Below are 15,764 nucleotides of genomic sequence, written 5' to 3' on the forward strand. Positions count from 1 at the left end.
TTTAGTTTTTCTTTAATACAATCAAATCGTTTTCCTCAAAAACCGTCTCAAAACCAAAGTTAATCATAGTGTTTTTTAAACGTGGACAATCCATTAAAATTACACACGAAGTGAAAAGTATTACTTTCTGAATTTCATTTTCTGAATTTTCATCTGAAATTAAAAGCGTATCGTAATGATTTTCAGAAAGTGTTTCTAAATTTTCGAGATAAGCTATTTTTCTCTTATTAACGATATAATTGTTTTTGGCAACATCGCGTTTTTCTTCATCAGAAATATACGAATGAATTTTTCGCTGTGGTTCTTGCAATGCCAATAAGACATCCAATTGTCCGTAATCATTTGCTAAATGCACTATTTTGGCTTTAGCCGAAAGTTGTTTTCCAAGAATAAAATAAGTTCCAAGATGCTTTTTTAGATCTTTTTTTACACTGTTTACAATTTCAATTTCTTTGTAATCGAAACTATGCTGTAACATCTTTTTAAAATAATCTGGAGCTTCTAATTCCTGACGAATTTTGCGATATTCTGCTTTAAAAAATGTACTGATTTGTTTGGTTCTTTCGGCATAATTTTTTCCGAAAGAATGATTTTCAGGCGAAATTCTTTCTAAAATAGTAACAGTTAGGTTTCCATTGTGAATTACAAAATCGCCTTTCGGAATTAACTCTGAAGCGCCGTGAATCACAATCGGAATAATATCTAAATTAAATTCTTCGGCCAGGAAAAAAGCACCTTTATGGAATCGTTTTATAACGTTATTTTCTGATCGTGTTCCTTCTGGAAAAACCATCAATGAATAACCTTCATTTACTTTTTTGCGTAAATGTTCAACGCCACCTTCCAAGCCTTCAGATACTGGATAAAAACCAGCCTTCCTTACAACACCGCCAAAAATAGGGGAGTTGTAAACCCAGTCGCTTACCAGAAAAATAATTTTTGGACTCAACATTCCCATTGCTAAAATGTCTAGAAATGAAGAATGATTGGCAATAATTACAGCTGGTTTTTCGAAAGTTTCATTAAAATTATTGACGACTTTTTTATGTATAAATGGGTTTGAATACAATACTGATTTCATGAATTTTGAAACCACATATCGAAAACCTTTCATCTTTGTTTTAGCACTTAAAGGCAAAATCGGCATTAAAGTAAAACTGAAAATCGACATGATAATTCCACCCATTCCATAATAGAAAAACGAAATAACGCCATGAACAAAAGTGCGTAAAACAAATGGCGGATTTCCATTTTTTGATCGATTCGAAATAAATAATTTGAAAAGAATTGGGTAGAAAATAAACGTGATAATCAGCGCCGCAAAAACTCCAATTAATGAAACTGAAGAAATAGAAGTCAGCGCTGGATGTTTGGCAAAAATCATGGCGCCAATTCCTAAAATCGTCGTGATTACCGCCAAAATAATTGAGGTTCTGTAGACGGCAATTTCATTTTTTCCGTTGGTATATTCTTTCTGCAAAGCGCTGGTCATGAAAATACTGAAATCGACACCGTGACCAAAAATTAGCGTGCAGACAATCATACTGAAAATATTCATCTGAATACCAAAAATGCCCATAATTCCTGCCGTGACAATTCCCGTTAAAGCAATTGGAATACAGCTTACGATTACCAATTCGATTCTTCGGAAGAAGAAAAATAAAATGAGAATTACGGCTACAAAAGAATAATTGACAAGCGAATTGAAATCGGTTTTCAAGGTGTTGAAAAACGTTTCATTCATTTGTTGACGATCGATTGCAATTAAATTATTTTTGGCTGAAGCCGATTTTACAAAAGCATCTCTTTGTTCTGGCGAAACTTTTACTAAGGTAGAAATCGTGTAAAAACCATTTTTTTCGGTCACAAATTCTTTTAATTGTAAAGCCTGAATTTTTAAATATTCATTGGCAGAAATTGGTTTGAAACCAAAATCTAAATGATCAAAAAAGTTCACATAAGTTGTAGGTTTAAAGTCGAGTTTCGAACCTTCAGAAATTAACGCCGATTTTAAAAGTGCTTTTTTATTGGCATCCCAAAACGAATTCCATTTTTCAATTTTCTGTTGTTGCTCTTTTTGCGAAAGCATTATACCACCAACAGAACTGAAATTTAATATTTTGTTTTGTTGTTTTTCTTTTGATAAATCAGAGAAAAGCTGGCTGTTGTTTTGCAAAACTTCGTCCATACTTTTTCCGTATGAGGCAACATAAATTGTTTTTGAAGTCAAACTTGTACTTTCTTCCAGTTGTTTTTCGGCCGCTTTAATTTCCTTTGGAACAAAATTCAATTGTGACAAATCGTTATTGAAACCAACATCGTTATAAGTAAAACAGCAAATAATGGTGATAATAACGCAAAAACCAATTAAGATTTTATTGTTGTGAAAAGAAAAATGCGCCATTTTATCAATGACATTTTTCTTGTGTTCAGCTGGATTTTCTTTTGGTTTGTATAAATGCGGTACAATTAAAAGCGAGAAAATTCCAGTTGCCATCACAATCACGGCTGCGAAAATTCCAAGATCATTCAGCGCATCCGATTTTACAAAAAGCAGACATAAAAAAGCAACCGCCGTTGTCGAACTACTCATAATTACCGGCATTGTAATATCCTTATACAATGTTTTTATATCGCTGTTGTGCTTGTAATGTGTGAGAATATGAATGGAATAATCGATTGTAATGCCGAGTAAAATAGATCCGATTCCGAGTGAAATTGCTGAAATCTGTTCTTTCACGAAATATAAAAACGCAACGGCAAACAAGGCTCCAAAAACCGTTGGAAGAAAAATAATAAGCGGAATTAGTATTTTTCGGTAGAATAAAATCAAAATCAGCATCAAGGTAAACATCGCGATTGATGTTGTTAAAACAATATCGCTTTTGATTTGATTCGCATTGGCAACGGCAATTAAAGCCGATCCAAAATAACTGATCGAAGTTTTGCTTTTAAACTTCTGATTTAAATTTTCCTGAATTGATTTTAGTTTTTCGGCAAAAAACGTATTTTTTTCGGTTTCGCTTGACGGAAGATTTGAGGTTATGAAAAGCAATAATTTCGTTTTGTCTTTGGTCATTACAAAACCATTTTCAAGCGTAAAATCGTCGCCAACATTTAATTGCTGTAATTTTTTTAAAGCAATAAACGAAATCCCAAACGGATCTCGTTGAATAAAATCTCTAGTGATAAATCCCGAAGGCGAAATAATCGATTTGTAATTTCCTTGAACCGTCGCTGTAATGCTGTCTTTTTGAAGTTTATTTTGAATGGCTTCATAATCTTTATTCTCGAGAAAAAGAGGCAGATTATTGTAAACAAAATCAATTGTTTCCTGAATATTTTCTTCGTCAATTTTTCCTTGAATTCCCGTTACATATGGTTTACAAGATTTAGAAACGCTGTCTGAAAATGCAGTCGCCATTTCTTTTAAATCTTCCGTAGAACCGTTTTTTTCGAGTTTGAATATCACGGTTATTTTATCGGCAAAATTTAATTGTTTTAAGACTTTTGCCGTGACATCGGCTTTGTCATTGGCGGGAATTAATTTGGTTATATCTTCTTCAAATTTAATTTGAGAAGCAAAAAATCCAAAAACGAAAAGCACTAAAAACGCCAAAAAAACCGATAACGATTTTCTTCGGTTAACAAATAAATGAATGGCGTAAAAATAGTGATGCATGGTTATGATTTAAATTTTTTTTGCCACAGATTAAAAGATTAGCTTTAGTTTGTTACCCTGAGCGAAGTCGAAGGGCGTTCCAATTGGACGTTGGCTTCGACTTCGCTCAGCCTGACAAACTGGATGTTAAAATCATTTTAATCCTTTTAATCTGTGGCAAAAACTTATTCAATTTGTTTCTTGCTAAAAGTCGTTAAAAGCAAATAACTTATAAGGCCAACTGATAGCGCCGAAACGGTTGCTAAAATAAGACTTCCTACAATATATTGCGTAGCATTTTTTTGAATATCGTCGAGCGTGATTGAACTATCTAAAACTAGAGGTGCATCGCTCGATACAAAAATGCTTCCAACTTGAAGCGACGCATAAATAATAAACGGAATAAATGGCGGAAAACTAACATTTGAAGTCAAATAAGCAATGACTTTGTTGAGCCTGAAAATAGCGGCAAAAGTAAAAAGCAAAATGGTTTGAAAACCCCAAAAAGGCGAAAATCCAATAAAAATCCCCAAAGCAATTGCTGCAGCTTTTTTAAAATTAGAATCCTTGCTTTCTAAAATGTCTTCGAGAAAGAACTTTTTAAAACCTTTTTTTTTTGCTCTTCTAAAAAAATCTCTCGGCTTTATGTAAAGCAAAGCATTAGTCACCAAAACCGTATTTAAAATACTGATTCGGGTAAAATCACGAAACGGACGAAAGTGAGAAACACGTTCTGCAGGATTGTACAAAACCTGAATCGGAATGTTTTTAACTACAATTCCTTTCCATGCCGCACGCACAATCACTTCAATTTCGAACTCAAATTTATTGGTGTAAAATTGTTTTGGAAGTAGTTGCAGCGGATATAATCTAAAACCAGATTGCGTATCTTCTAATTTGATTCCCGTTTCGAACTTAAACCAAAAATTCGAAAACTTATTCCCAAAACTGCTTTTCTTCGGCACATTTTCCTGCGTCATATTTCGACTTCCAATCAGCAAAGAATTTGGTTCTTCTTGAATTGCTGCAATAAAATTCGGAATGTCAGAAGCAAAATGCTGTCCGTCAGAATCGATTGTTATGGCGTACTCAAAATTTTGTTCCAATGCTTTTCTGAAACCATTTCTTAGCGCTCTTCCTTTTCCTAAATTTTTTGGATGATGAATTTGAGTTAGTTGTGAATATTGTTTCAGAATTTCGAAAGTCTCATCTGTCGAACCGTCGTTGACAATAATAACATTGGCAGTATATTCTAAAATAGAATCCAGCACTTTTTTTAATGTTTTCTGATTGTTGTACGTTGGTACAATAACACAAAACGAAGTGGAATTAAGTAAATCGTGCTGAAGTAAAATTGGTTTCATGAGGAGTTGTGCTTTCGCTTACTTCACAAATTGTTTCTCTTTTTCAGAAAAACTTTTTGATTGTAAAATAAAGTCTTTTAGATATTCTTTTAATGCACCGCTTTGATCAGCATAATGCTCTGTAAGATATTTTTTGTCTTCTTTGATATTTTTTTTATAACCCGTAATTCCAGGAACATTTTCCTGAATGCTCAATCTAATCATTCTGATTTCGATATTGTCTGGTTCACTTTTTATAGTCGATTCAAGCAATTTTGCACCTTCTTTAAAGCGGTCAATTTTATCTTTTAATTTCTTTTTGAAATTGGAATCCAACAAAATTGAAGCAGCTTTATAAGCGACTAAAGTTTTATTTGCATCATCAGAAATGCCAGCTAGTTTTTCTGAAAATTCTTTTGCATTACTTTCAGATTTTGTAACCGTTGTATACATTTTTCTGATGGACGCCAAATCTGGATTACCCACAAAATTGATCCATAAAAGTAATGTCAATAGCAGTTTCATAATTACATTTTTTTGTACACATTGCTTAATTTCAAAGCAACAGTGTCATTAAAATAAGTAGTGTTTTTTACTTTAACCAAATTCTCTTCGGTTATTGTAATGTCAAGTTCCAAGCGCAATTCCGGATTGACTTCTGGATTAATTAGCGCCATGAATTTAACATTGGCAAGCGTTTGAATTATTAAAGTTTGTTGCGTAATTTTCTCTGTCAGTTCTTTAATAATTTGAATCATGCACACACCCGGCATAATTGGATTTCCCGGAAAATGGCCTTTAAAAACTTCATGTTTTTCATTGACCAAAATCGTAATATTATATTTAGAATCTGATATTTTTTCTTCTGAAAGTATTTTATAAAAATCTTTTAAAACCATTTTTATTTTACTTTAAAAGTATAACTAATACCAAACTGCAATACCTGATTTAAAATGATTTGATCATAATAATAGTCATCATAATCAATACCATCATAACCGTAAATATCAATTAAACCTTGTTTAAATCTTGCTTCAAAAGTTAAACCGTTTGGTAGAGTATAGCCAATACCGCCAACAAATGAAAAATCTGTACCAATTGGATCATATCCATATCGTCCAAAATTATCACTTGTTTTCAAATCAAGTGATGGTCCAGCTAGAACGTGAAAACCTTGACCACCAAAGTTAAACTTTGCAACGGCGCCAAGTGTTACATAATTTAATTCATATTTTGCGTCTTGATATGGTGCTCCATTATAATATTCTCTTCCTTCGGCACCTTGTCTTGAATAGGTTATTTCAGGCTGAAGCGTAAAATATTTATTGAATTTTATGGCAACTAAACCTCCAACATAATAATCGGCTTTCATACTATTGTTGTCAATATTGGTTAAACTTGTTAGGTTTAAACCACCTCTAATACCTGGACTTACAGATACTTGCGCTTGCGTTGAAACAAGGCCAATAAATAAAACAAATGCAAATAAGGTTAATTTTTTCATGGTTGGTTTGGTTATATTTTTATTCTGATTTAAAATAATTCAGTTCAATTTTCAACTTGATATTTTGATGCAAAATGACGACTTTTTCAGCAAATTTATCGTTTTCTAAAGTAAAAGTAATTGTTATTTTTTCTTTTGTTTTTGAAGCATTAACAACTTTCGTTACTTTTTGATCATTTTTGGGTATAAAAAGATAATTATCGTAATCACCATCTGCCGATTTATAAATGTTATCAGTTTCGTTTTCGAATTGTTCCTGAACTAAATAATCTTTTTTGAGAAGCAATCTAAAATCATCTGTCAAAGTATTAATCAGTATTTTTCGATCCAATTCTGATACAATCGAATTGACTTTAAAAGTCTTTTCAGCAATTTCAAAATCCAGTAATTTGTTTCCAAATTCGGTTGTAAAAACTACTCGATGTGTGGTGTCATTAATTTTTTTGGCGATGAAAATCCCAGACATTTCATGACCGTAAACCGTGATGTTGGTTTTGTAAACATAATCGGTTTTTGAGTTGGCGAAATACGGAACTTCAATAGCGGTTTTGTCTAATTTTTTAGGCGTATAATTTTTTGTGACCGAGCCACAGGAAACTAAAACAATTGCCAGAAAACAATTAATTAGTAAAAACTGAATCGTCGATTTTTGCATTGATCACTTTGTTTTTAAGTACAATTCGGGTGTAATCTTCAGATGATTCCAAAAGTTTTACCTGAACAACTGTTGCTTCTTCTTTATCGAAAGTCAGTTCAATTTGTTTGATGTATTTCTTCAACGTCGCATCTTTCGGAACAAATTTCGCCAAGTTCTGACCTTTTAATTTGAAATACGAAATCGTAAATTCTTTGTCGTCAAACATGTTTCCGCTTACGCTTCCAATAATCAATTTGTTGATTCTTGCAAAGATTTTGCTGTTGCCAATATCAACCGCGCTTTTCTTTCCTTCGTCGTTAATCAGGATTTTTCCGTTCTTGAAAACAATGCTGTAATTGTATGGTTTTTTATATTGCCAAGACAATAACGCAGGTTCTTTAAAAACCATTTTTCCAGAAGTTTCAATGTCTTTTGATAAAAAATCCAAATGTTTGTATTGCACAAAATCAGTACTCAAAGTTTTGATTTTTTTCGAAACCACATTTACATCTTGTTTGAAAGACGCAATTTCGGCATCAGTCATTTTTTGTTCTTGGGCGAACAAATTGCCTGAAATAAATAGAATCAACAATGCTATTTTAGTTTTCATGTTTTTTTAAATTGTGCTTAAATTTTGCCACTCCCGATAGCTATCGGGATACACCAATTTTCACGAATTTTTAATTTAAGAAAATCAGTTTAAATCCGCATCTTCGCGTTAGCGAATCCGTTTCATCGGCGTTCAATTTCATAAGCATTAAGATTCAGTAACTCCTCAACAGAAACTACTTCGTAATTATTTTGCTGTAAAAATTGCAAAAACTGTTCCAATACCAAAACAGAATGCGGAGCAGTATCGTGCAAAAGTACAATTCCGCCGGGAGAAACTCGTTTTTTAATTCGGCTTAAAATCAAATCCTGATTTTTTGTTCCTCCGTCTAGCGAACGAATATTCCAGCCAATAACTTTGTGTCCGGTAACTTTTAAAGCTCTTCGAATCGAAGGAGTCGTAACTCCGTAAGGTGGACGAAAAAAGTTGATTTTTTTGGATGTGAATTTTTCTAATAATTTATCGGTTTTGCGAAGTTCATCCGTTATTTTGTCTTCATGATAAAAATCAAAAAACTTAGAATGAGAATAAGAATGATTTCCAACCAAATGACCTTCAGCGATAACTTGTTTTAAAATTTCAGGATGCTTTTCAATATTTTTTCCAATGCAAAAGAAAGTCGCTTTGGCATTATATTTTTTCAGAAGTTCTAAAACTTCTAAAGTAAATTCAGTCGGACCATCATCAAAAGTTAGTGCAATTTTTTTTTCTGTTTCCGATGGATTATTGCAGAACGCTTTTACATGATAATTAGAAGAAATTCGCGCAGAACCAAAAGCATTTATTCCAATCCAAATCAGAACAATCAGAACAAACCACCAAAAATTTATTGCAGTATAAAGGCTCAGAAAAAATAATACGAGCAATAAAAAGATAAAAAAAACAGATATGTTTTTATGCGTTATCATTTTGAAAGCAACGTAAAACTATGATTTTTTCCATTTACTTGATTGTACAATAAAATGGTATTGTAAGCTGGTTTTGAAACCGAATTTACTTTTACAATTTCTGGAATTTCTTGCGTTTTTATAACCTTTGAAGCCATCCACAAAGCAAATGCCGAAGCTGTATCGTATTCTCCGCTCAAATGTTTGTAGAACAATTGAGGCGTTTTTGCGAAAGCATTTTCAGAAAGGTTTTTATAATAAAAATCAGAATCTGAGTTTCCGTCAAAACCTAAAACGACAGCATCAAGATCTGAAATTTGTAAATTATTTTGTTTTAAAAAATTGATAATTGCGTTTTCAATTTCATTTTCTTCCAAAGTATTTACGATTTCAATATCCAGAATTTCTGCATAAGTATTGGCTTTTCGTTCATTTTCCAAAACAAAAAAACTTGCGCCTTCGCCGTAAACAACACCGCTGGAATTGGCATTTAAAACTTCAGCAGGAAGATCATTTTCTTTTTTAATTCTTCCTGCCAATTTAAAAAGCGATAAAGTATATTCGCCATTTTCATCAACGCCACCAACTAAAATTGAATTGGCTTCGTCTTCTTCAATCTGCATTTTAGCATCCAAAAGTGCCGATTCAAAAGAAACTGCGCCATTTACATAGGTAAAATTATAACCTTTGCATTGTAAAGAAAGTGCGATTTGTGCGCCAACCGTATTATGAGTCGATTGAATAAATGAAGTTGGCGTTAAAAATTCTTCATTATTATCAAGAATATTTTTCAGGAATTTTTCAGAATCTTCGATACAGCCCAAACCGGTTCCGGTAATGATCGCGTCAACATTTTCAACATTGGCATCTTTCATTGCCAAAGCCGAAGCTACAATTCCGTTTTTTACTCCTTTAGCCATTCTTCTGCTCATCGTAGGAGAAATATAATCTTTGTAAACCGGAGAAACGATCGACAAAACATTTTCAGAATTGTTGATTACAGCGTCTTCTAAAAAAACAGTATCAAATGTTTTTTGAGTCGAAATACAGCCTACTCCATTTATATATGTTTTTTTCATTAGCTTTTAGAAAATATAAGTGTCGAACAATTTCCTCCAAAACCGAATGAGTTGGACAAAACGTGTTCGATGTTTTTCATTTTTAAAGTTGTCTGTGGTTTCAACTCAAACTCTTCCATTTGATTTTCAAAATTCAAATTTGGATAAACCACATTATTTTGAATCGCTAAAACCGAATAAACAGCTTCAATTGCAGCCGCCGCCGCTAAAGTATGGCCTGTAAATGGTTTTGTCGAACTGAAATCTGGAACTTTTTCATTTTCATAAATTCGGAGTAAAGCTCTTCCTTCAGATAAATCGTTATTTGGCGTTGCGGTTCCGTGAACGTTGATATAATCAATTTCAGAAGGTTTTATTCCCGAAACTTCAAAAGCTTTTTTCATTGCCAAATAAGCGCCGTCACCATTTTCTGAAGAAGCAGTTTGGTGAAAAGCATCATTTGCATTTCCGTAACCCGAAACTCTTGCCAAGACTTTTTTGTTTTGTTTGGCAACAACTTCATCCGATTCTAAAACTAAGAAAGCCGCCGCTTCACCAAGATTTAATCCTTTTCGGTTATTGTCAAAAGGTTTATTATAATCGTCAGATAAAATCATCAAAGTTTTGAATCCGTTGATGGTAAATTTTGCCAAAGCATCTGTTCCACCAACAATAACGCGATCTAATTTTCCGGTTTTAATCAGTCGAGCACCCAGCATAATTGAGTTTGCAGCCGATGAACAAGCGGTACTGATTGTCGTAACCATTCCTTTTAAACCAAGTTCCGAAGCAATTTTTTCAGCCACATCGCCGCCGTCATGACAAGTAATATATTTTACCAATTCAGGTTTTTCGAAATAATCGTAATAATGTTTTTCGGTCATGTCCATGCCACCAACACTTGTCGCCGAAATAAGTCCGGTTCTGAATTCGTTGATAGAAGTAATTCCAGCATTTTCAACGGCTTGTTTGGCTGCCAAAGCGCCAATCATTGCTGTTCTAGAGAAATTATTATTTTCAGAAAGCTGTAATTCGGCAATCAATTTTTCATTGGTTTTTTTGATTTCACCAACTTTGATGACATCGGCATGAACCGTCGGAATATTTTCAATTCTGGAAATACCGATTTTATTTTCGATTAGGGAAATATAATTTTCTTCAACTGAATTTCCAATCGAAGAGATAATTCCCATTCCCGTTATTGCGACACCTTTTGTCATTTTAGATTTATGATTTTAGATCAAATTAAACTTTGCGCCTTTGCGTCTTTGCGAGCAAATTTCTCGCTGTTAAGAAAAAAACTTTATGATTTAATCTCGCAAAGTCGCAGAGTCGCCAAGTTTTATAAGCATTACTTTAACTTAGTAACTCTTTGCAAAAGTTTGTAACTATTTTGTTCTATTCGAGTTGATGTAAGTTGCCATCGTTTCAATCGACTGGAAAATTGATTTTCCTTCTTTCGGATCAACCAGTTTAATTCCGTAATCTTTATCAAGAATCACGATTAATTCAAGTGCATCAATCGAGTCTAAACCTAAACCGTCTCCAAACAAAGGATCGTTATCTGCAATGTCTTCAACAGCGATATCTTCTAAGTTTAAAGTCGTAATGATTTTATTTTTTAATTCTTCTTTTAATGCTTCCATGATTATTTATTGTATAATGTATTGATATTTTCGTCTCTATATTTCTCGTTTTCTTCCTTGCCAATGACGCAGAGAAAAGCTTTGTAATCTTCGTTAAAATATTCCACCCAGCCACAAAGAACTTTATCTGCTTTATCTGAATTTAATAAAATATTCGAATAATTCGACATGAATTCAGTGTTGAAAGCATCAAATATAAAGAAAGAATTCTCACTTTTTAGCTGATGGCGAATACTTATTTCGCCCAAACAAATATTTGGCAATGTATAAACAAAAACTGCCGGACTTGGATAATAGTTTTCTTTGTCTGAAATTGATTCCTGATATTTTACATCGGTATCTAAACTTGACGATTTATTCGCCAAAACTAAAGCAATATTATTTTCTTCTTCAGCAGAAACAATCGGACTCAAAAGCAACTCCGATCCTAAAAAAGCCAATTTGCTCAAAGCATCCATTTTGAAGAACTTTGGATATTGTATTTCAAAATTGCGTAATGCTTGTTTCGAGAAATCAGCAAAATCGGTTGGTTCAATTTTGAATACGGAAGTTCCGTTCAAAACAATTTCGTTGTTTTGAATGGTAATGTAGGATTGTATGTAGGTTTTATTTTGAGTCATTATTTTAGTTTAAACACGAATTTCACTAATTAACACGGATTATTTTCGGCATAAAAATTACACTAATTAGTTCGTGAAAATTAGTGTAATTGGTGTTCTATTTCATTTTCTCAAAAACAACAGCCATATTACAACCGCCAAATCCTGAAGCCGTTTTCAGGAAATACTCAATAGTTGCTTCTTTATTTTTCTCAATAACATTTACAGTTTCACTAACTCCAATTTCATCAAAACCTTTCGATTCAAAAAGCATGTTTCGATTCGCAGATTCAATCGCAATTACGGTTTCCAATAATCCCGAAGCACCTAAAGTATGACCGTAAAATCCTTTCAAACTATTGATTGGAACATTTTGTAAATCCAATCGGTTTAAAGCAATCGCTTCCATTTCATCGTTGAAAGGAGTTGCAGTTCCGTGTGCTGAAATATAATCTAATTTATTGGCTTCAATTTTTGCTTCTTTTAAAGCATTCTGAATACTTCTGAACAAACCTTCGCCTGTTCTTGAAGGTCCGGAAATATGATTCGCGTCGTTAATTGAACTGTCGCCGATTATTTTTATTTTGGCGTTTTTGGCTTCCGCCGTAACTAAAACTGCAGAAGTTGCTTCGCCCAAACTTACTCCGGTTCTGTTTTTAGAATAGGGTTTACAAGGCAATTCGCTCATCGCCTGAAAAGCATTAAATCCAGACAAAACAAATTCGGAAACTTCGTCGCCGGCGACAACAAAAACATTGTCATAAAGTTTCGATTGAATCATTCTTTTGGCAACAGAAACGGCTAAAATTCCGGAAACGCAGGCATTTGAAACAACGATTGGCTGTGTTTGAAATCCGAAGAAATTGGCAACATTTTTGGCTAAAACATCTAAATGTGCGTTGTTGAAATTTTCTTCTGAATTTTCTTTTAAAGCCGTCACATTTCCTTTTGTAGTCGAAAGTATAAAAGCAGTTTTCGAATTCAATTCAACATCAGAATTTTTGATAATCGGCTCTAAAGCCAAAATCATCATTTTCTCTAAACGGGAATATTTTGTTTCAGCGCTGATTTTTGCAAAAGCACTGTTTATTTTTTCATCAGAAATAATCGAAGCATAAAATGAATTTGGCATCAAGGAAATATCACTGTGAAGTTGAATTCCAGAATCGCCACGCAAAATCGCTTCGATGTTCGATTCAACATCAAAACCTAATGGCGTGATACAATTCGTTTGTGTGATGTATATTTCTTTTGACATTTTATGTTTATTTCAGTACGGTTTTATGGCACGCAGATTTTGCAGATTAAGCGGATTTACACTGATTATTTTATTTTAATTCGTGTTAATCCGTGAAATTCGTGTTTTATTTCAACAACCCAACTTTCTTTTTCCATTCCTCATAAAAAGGAGGATTTGTCAGCATTAAATTCCCTTCTTTATCTAAAAAAACCTGAGTTGTTTCGCCGGTGCAGGCAACTTCGCCTTGAGCGTCAATAATTTTAAAACGGTAAATAATTTTCGCGGCCGGAGTATCGACAACTGTGGTTTCAATTGTTACAACATCGCCGTAACGCAGAGACAATTTATGTTCGCATTTTGATTTTACAATTGGAGTCGTGTAACCCGTTTTTGCAATGTCCAAATACGTAAGTCCGTGCTGGCGTCCAAAGGCTTCGCGACCGTCTTCAAAATAGGTAATATAATGGCCGTGCCAAACAATTCCAAGCGGATCAGTTTCGTTAAAACGAATTCTGATTTCGTGTGAAACGGTTAAGTCTGAGGCTTCGTTATACTGTTCTTTTCTTTTTGTCATAAAATAAGGCAATGGAAGTTGTAATTATAAAGAACAAAAATAACAAACTTATTTTTGGAATGATTTCGACAAAAGAAACGTTGCGTAATAAAACATCATAAAAGGCTTCTAATCCCCAATTCATCGGCGATGATTTGGCAATAATCTGCATAATTTTTGGCATGGCAAAAACCGGAACCCAAATTCCGCCAATTGCGGCCAGAATGATAACACTCGTCGCACCAAACGGCGCTGATTGTTCCTGAGTGCTCGCTACAGTTCCTAATAAAATTCCGAATCCGATGGCGCCAAAACCTGAAAATAAAGCGACAACACTCATTAAAAACAGATGCCCTTCAACATTTAACGGAGGCAGACCAATATGCGGAAACAGGAAAATAGCAACAGCAACCATCATATAAAACTGAATCATACAAATGACAGAATAGGTAATGGTTTTACCAATAATCACAACTAAATTCGAAACTGGATTGGTCAATAAACGAACAAAAGTTCCTTGTGATTTTTCTTTTACAATATTGATTGAAAGCGGAATCACGATAAAAAATATCGCAAAAAGTGTCCAGGCCGGAACGTTGTGTTGCACCGAATTTGGCAATACTTCTTTGTTGTTTATTCTCGGAACAATTTCTTTGAATGTAATAAAATTCTTTTGATCGAATTCAGTGTTTTCTTCACCAAATTGATTCTGAAAAGCAGTATAAATGGATTTGGTTTCGATTTGCGAAATCATTTTGTCAATCGAACTCATTACGGAGTTTTTGAAACTCAATTGTACCGCCGGATCAAAATATAATTTCACTTCTTTTTGTGTGATAACTTTTGGTTTTTCAGGTTTGGCAACGCTGTCTGTAAAACCCATTTTGCTCACAATGTTTTCGACATTCTGATCGACTTTGGCTTGTAAATCGGCGCTTAGGTTTTTCGGAATTACAATTGCCAATTGAAATTTTCCTTTGTACACATTTTCTCGGGCAACTTCTTCAGTAATGGGTTTGTTGTCGAGCTGTGTTACAACGCTGAATAAATTATTCTTTTGAAGATTATCAAAAACCGTTTTTGAAACTGCACCTTTATCATTATCAACCAATAAAATCTGAATTTTATTATCGCTGACGGTTTTAAAAGTACTGTCCTGAATAATTGTAACTGTAATAACCAAAACCAACGGCATGATAAATAAAATAATCAAACCGCCTAAATCTCTTTTTAATAAAAGAAATTCTTTTACTATCGACATCCAAATTTTATATATCATCTCGCAAGTCTTTACCGGTTAATGAAATAAAAACATCTTCAAGATTTCTGGCATTTTCTGTAGTTTCAATTAAGGTTTCAGGCGTTCCCTTTGCATAAATTTTGCCTCGGTCTAAAATGGCAATATTCGTGCAGAAATCTTCGGCTTCCGCCAAATGATGAGAAGTATAAATAATCGTCGTTCCGTTTTGATTTAAGATTTTCAGATAATCTAAAATGGCATTTTTCGACTGAACATCAACACCAACTGTTGGTTCATCCAAAAACAAAACTTTCGGATTGTGCAGAATTCCAGCAATCAAATTCACACGGCGTTTCATTCCGCCAGAAAAAGTATGAATTTGTTTATCAGCAAATTTCAGCAATCCCAAAAGATCTAAAGTTTCAATTACTTTATCTTTCAAATCAGAACCTTTCAAACCGTACATACTTCCAAAATAATGCAGATTTTCTCTAGCGGTCAAAGTCGGGTACAAGGCATATTCCTGAGGAACAACGCCAATGATTTTTTTGATTTTCGCAGCATGATGGTGATAGTCTAAATCATCAATTGAAAAATGTCCGGAAGTAGGTTTGATCAATCCGCAAAGCATTGAAATTAGAGTTGTTTTTCCAGCGCCATTCGGACCTAATAATCCGAAAATCTGTCCTTCGTTTATCTCCAGCGAAACATCGTTCAAAGAAAACTGATCGGCATCTTTGTATTTTTTCGAAAGGGATTCTATTTTTATAATGGGTTGCAAAATAT

At 33.6% G+C, this 15,764-nt stretch carries 16 protein-coding genes; all 16 read right to left on the reverse strand.

What is annotated here, in order from left to right:
• Position 1: 1 nt before the first annotated feature.
• On the reverse strand, positions 2-3,682 hold the full coding sequence (locus tag RB619_RS05070) for a 1-acyl-sn-glycerol-3-phosphate acyltransferase (protein WP_308094954.1): 3,681 nt from the start codon (positions 3,680-3,682) through the stop codon (positions 2-4).
• Positions 3,683-3,846: 164 nt separating this feature from the next.
• Positions 3,847-5,025, reverse strand: coding sequence for a DUF2062 domain-containing protein (locus RB619_RS05075; RefSeq protein ID WP_308094956.1), 1,179 nt, complete (start codon positions 5,023-5,025; stop codon positions 3,847-3,849).
• A gap of 18 nt (positions 5,026-5,043) precedes the next feature.
• Positions 5,044-5,529 carry a hypothetical protein gene (locus tag RB619_RS05080; protein WP_308094958.1) on the reverse strand — a complete coding sequence of 162 codons (486 nt, stop codon included), beginning with the start codon at positions 5,527-5,529 and terminating at the stop codon, positions 5,044-5,046.
• 2 nt (positions 5,530-5,531) lie between these two features.
• The gene (locus tag RB619_RS05085; protein WP_308094960.1) at positions 5,532-5,903 is read right to left on the reverse strand and encodes a 3-hydroxyacyl-ACP dehydratase; all 372 of its coding nucleotides are present in this window, start codon (positions 5,901-5,903) and stop codon (positions 5,532-5,534) included.
• A 2-nt stretch (positions 5,904-5,905) separates the two neighbouring features.
• Positions 5,906-6,508: a porin family protein gene (locus RB619_RS05090; protein ID WP_308094962.1), complete on the reverse strand. Its 603-nt coding sequence runs from the start codon at positions 6,506-6,508 to the stop codon at positions 5,906-5,908.
• 19 nt (positions 6,509-6,527) lie between these two features.
• A complete protein-coding gene (locus tag RB619_RS05095; RefSeq protein WP_308094964.1) occupies positions 6,528-7,163 on the reverse strand; it encodes a hypothetical protein in 636 nt (211 codons plus the stop codon).
• Positions 7,129-7,755 carry an outer membrane lipoprotein carrier protein LolA gene (locus tag RB619_RS05100; protein ID WP_308094966.1) on the reverse strand — a complete coding sequence of 209 codons (627 nt, stop codon included), beginning with the start codon at positions 7,753-7,755 and terminating at the stop codon, positions 7,129-7,131. The genes RB619_RS05095 and RB619_RS05100 overlap by 35 nt, the downstream gene beginning before the upstream one ends.
• A 122-nt stretch (positions 7,756-7,877) precedes the next feature.
• Positions 7,878-8,621: a polysaccharide deacetylase family protein gene (locus tag RB619_RS05105; protein ID WP_308094968.1), complete on the reverse strand. Its 744-nt coding sequence runs from the start codon at positions 8,619-8,621 to the stop codon at positions 7,878-7,880.
• A gap of 38 nt (positions 8,622-8,659) precedes the next feature.
• Entirely contained in the window at positions 8,660-9,721 is a 1,062-nt protein-coding gene (locus RB619_RS05110; RefSeq protein ID WP_308094970.1) for a beta-ketoacyl synthase N-terminal-like domain-containing protein, read from the reverse strand.
• Positions 9,721-10,920 (reverse strand): beta-ketoacyl-[acyl-carrier-protein] synthase family protein, encoded by a 1,200-nt coding sequence (locus tag RB619_RS05115; RefSeq protein ID WP_308094973.1) that lies wholly within the window; start codon positions 10,918-10,920, stop codon positions 9,721-9,723. Before RB619_RS05115 ends, RB619_RS05110 begins: the two co-directional genes overlap by 1 nt.
• A gap of 168 nt (positions 10,921-11,088) precedes the next feature.
• Positions 11,089-11,346, reverse strand: a complete 258-nt coding sequence (locus RB619_RS05120; RefSeq protein WP_308094975.1) for a phosphopantetheine-binding protein — start codon at positions 11,344-11,346, stop codon at positions 11,089-11,091.
• 2 nt (positions 11,347-11,348) lie between these two features.
• The gene (locus tag RB619_RS05125; protein WP_308094977.1) at positions 11,349-11,966 is read right to left on the reverse strand and encodes a 3-oxoacyl-ACP synthase; all 618 of its coding nucleotides are present in this window, start codon (positions 11,964-11,966) and stop codon (positions 11,349-11,351) included.
• 97 nt (positions 11,967-12,063) lie between these two features.
• Positions 12,064-13,203: a beta-ketoacyl synthase N-terminal-like domain-containing protein gene (locus tag RB619_RS05130; RefSeq protein WP_308094979.1), complete on the reverse strand. Its 1,140-nt coding sequence runs from the start codon at positions 13,201-13,203 to the stop codon at positions 12,064-12,066.
• A 106-nt stretch (positions 13,204-13,309) separates the two neighbouring features.
• Positions 13,310-13,759, reverse strand: a complete 450-nt coding sequence (locus RB619_RS05135) for an acyl-CoA thioesterase (protein ID WP_308094981.1) — start codon at positions 13,757-13,759, stop codon at positions 13,310-13,312.
• A complete protein-coding gene (locus RB619_RS05140; RefSeq protein WP_308094984.1) occupies positions 13,734-15,017 on the reverse strand; it encodes an ABC transporter permease in 1,284 nt (427 codons plus the stop codon). Before RB619_RS05140 ends, RB619_RS05135 begins: the two co-directional genes overlap by 26 nt.
• Positions 15,007-15,759: an ABC transporter ATP-binding protein gene (locus RB619_RS05145; RefSeq protein ID WP_308094990.1), complete on the reverse strand. Its 753-nt coding sequence runs from the start codon at positions 15,757-15,759 to the stop codon at positions 15,007-15,009. Before RB619_RS05145 ends, RB619_RS05140 begins: the two co-directional genes overlap by 11 nt.
• Between the last annotated feature and the right edge of the window lie 5 nt (positions 15,760-15,764).

Origin of the sequence: Flavobacterium sp. LHD-80 (genome assembly GCF_030929605.1) — a bacterium.
Taxonomy (GTDB): domain Bacteria; phylum Bacteroidota; class Bacteroidia; order Flavobacteriales; family Flavobacteriaceae; genus Flavobacterium.

Bases quoted from the DNA above. Each gene is read 5' to 3' on its own strand.
- RB619_RS05070 (WP_308094954.1), bottom strand. From the start codon at position 3,682: ATGCATCACTATTTTTACGCCATTCATTTATTTGTTAACCGAAGAAAA.
- RB619_RS05075 (WP_308094956.1), bottom strand. From the start codon at position 5,025: ATGAAACCAATTTTACTTCAGCACGATTTACTTAATTCCACTTCGTTT.
- RB619_RS05080 (WP_308094958.1), bottom strand. From the start codon at position 5,529: ATGAAACTGCTATTGACATTACTTTTATGGATCAATTTTGTGGGTAAT.
- RB619_RS05085 (WP_308094960.1), bottom strand. From the start codon at position 5,903: ATGGTTTTAAAAGATTTTTATAAAATACTTTCAGAAGAAAAAATATCA.
- RB619_RS05090 (WP_308094962.1), bottom strand. From the start codon at position 6,508: ATGAAAAAATTAACCTTATTTGCATTTGTTTTATTTATTGGCCTTGTT.
- RB619_RS05095 (WP_308094964.1), bottom strand. From the start codon at position 7,163: ATGCAAAAATCGACGATTCAGTTTTTACTAATTAATTGTTTTCTGGCA.
- RB619_RS05100 (WP_308094966.1), bottom strand. From the start codon at position 7,755: ATGAAAACTAAAATAGCATTGTTGATTCTATTTATTTCAGGCAATTTG.
- RB619_RS05110 (WP_308094970.1), bottom strand. From the start codon at position 9,721: ATGAAAAAAACATATATAAATGGAGTAGGCTGTATTTCGACTCAAAAA.
- RB619_RS05115 (WP_308094973.1), bottom strand. From the start codon at position 10,920: ATGACAAAAGGTGTCGCAATAACGGGAATGGGAATTATCTCTTCGATT.
- RB619_RS05120 (WP_308094975.1), bottom strand. From the start codon at position 11,346: ATGGAAGCATTAAAAGAAGAATTAAAAAATAAAATCATTACGACTTTA.
- RB619_RS05125 (WP_308094977.1), bottom strand. From the start codon at position 11,966: ATGACTCAAAATAAAACCTACATACAATCCTACATTACCATTCAAAAC.
- RB619_RS05130 (WP_308094979.1), bottom strand. From the start codon at position 13,203: ATGTCAAAAGAAATATACATCACACAAACGAATTGTATCACGCCATTA.
- RB619_RS05135 (WP_308094981.1), bottom strand. From the start codon at position 13,759: ATGACAAAAAGAAAAGAACAGTATAACGAAGCCTCAGACTTAACCGTT.
- RB619_RS05140 (WP_308094984.1), bottom strand. From the start codon at position 15,017: ATGATATATAAAATTTGGATGTCGATAGTAAAAGAATTTCTTTTATTA.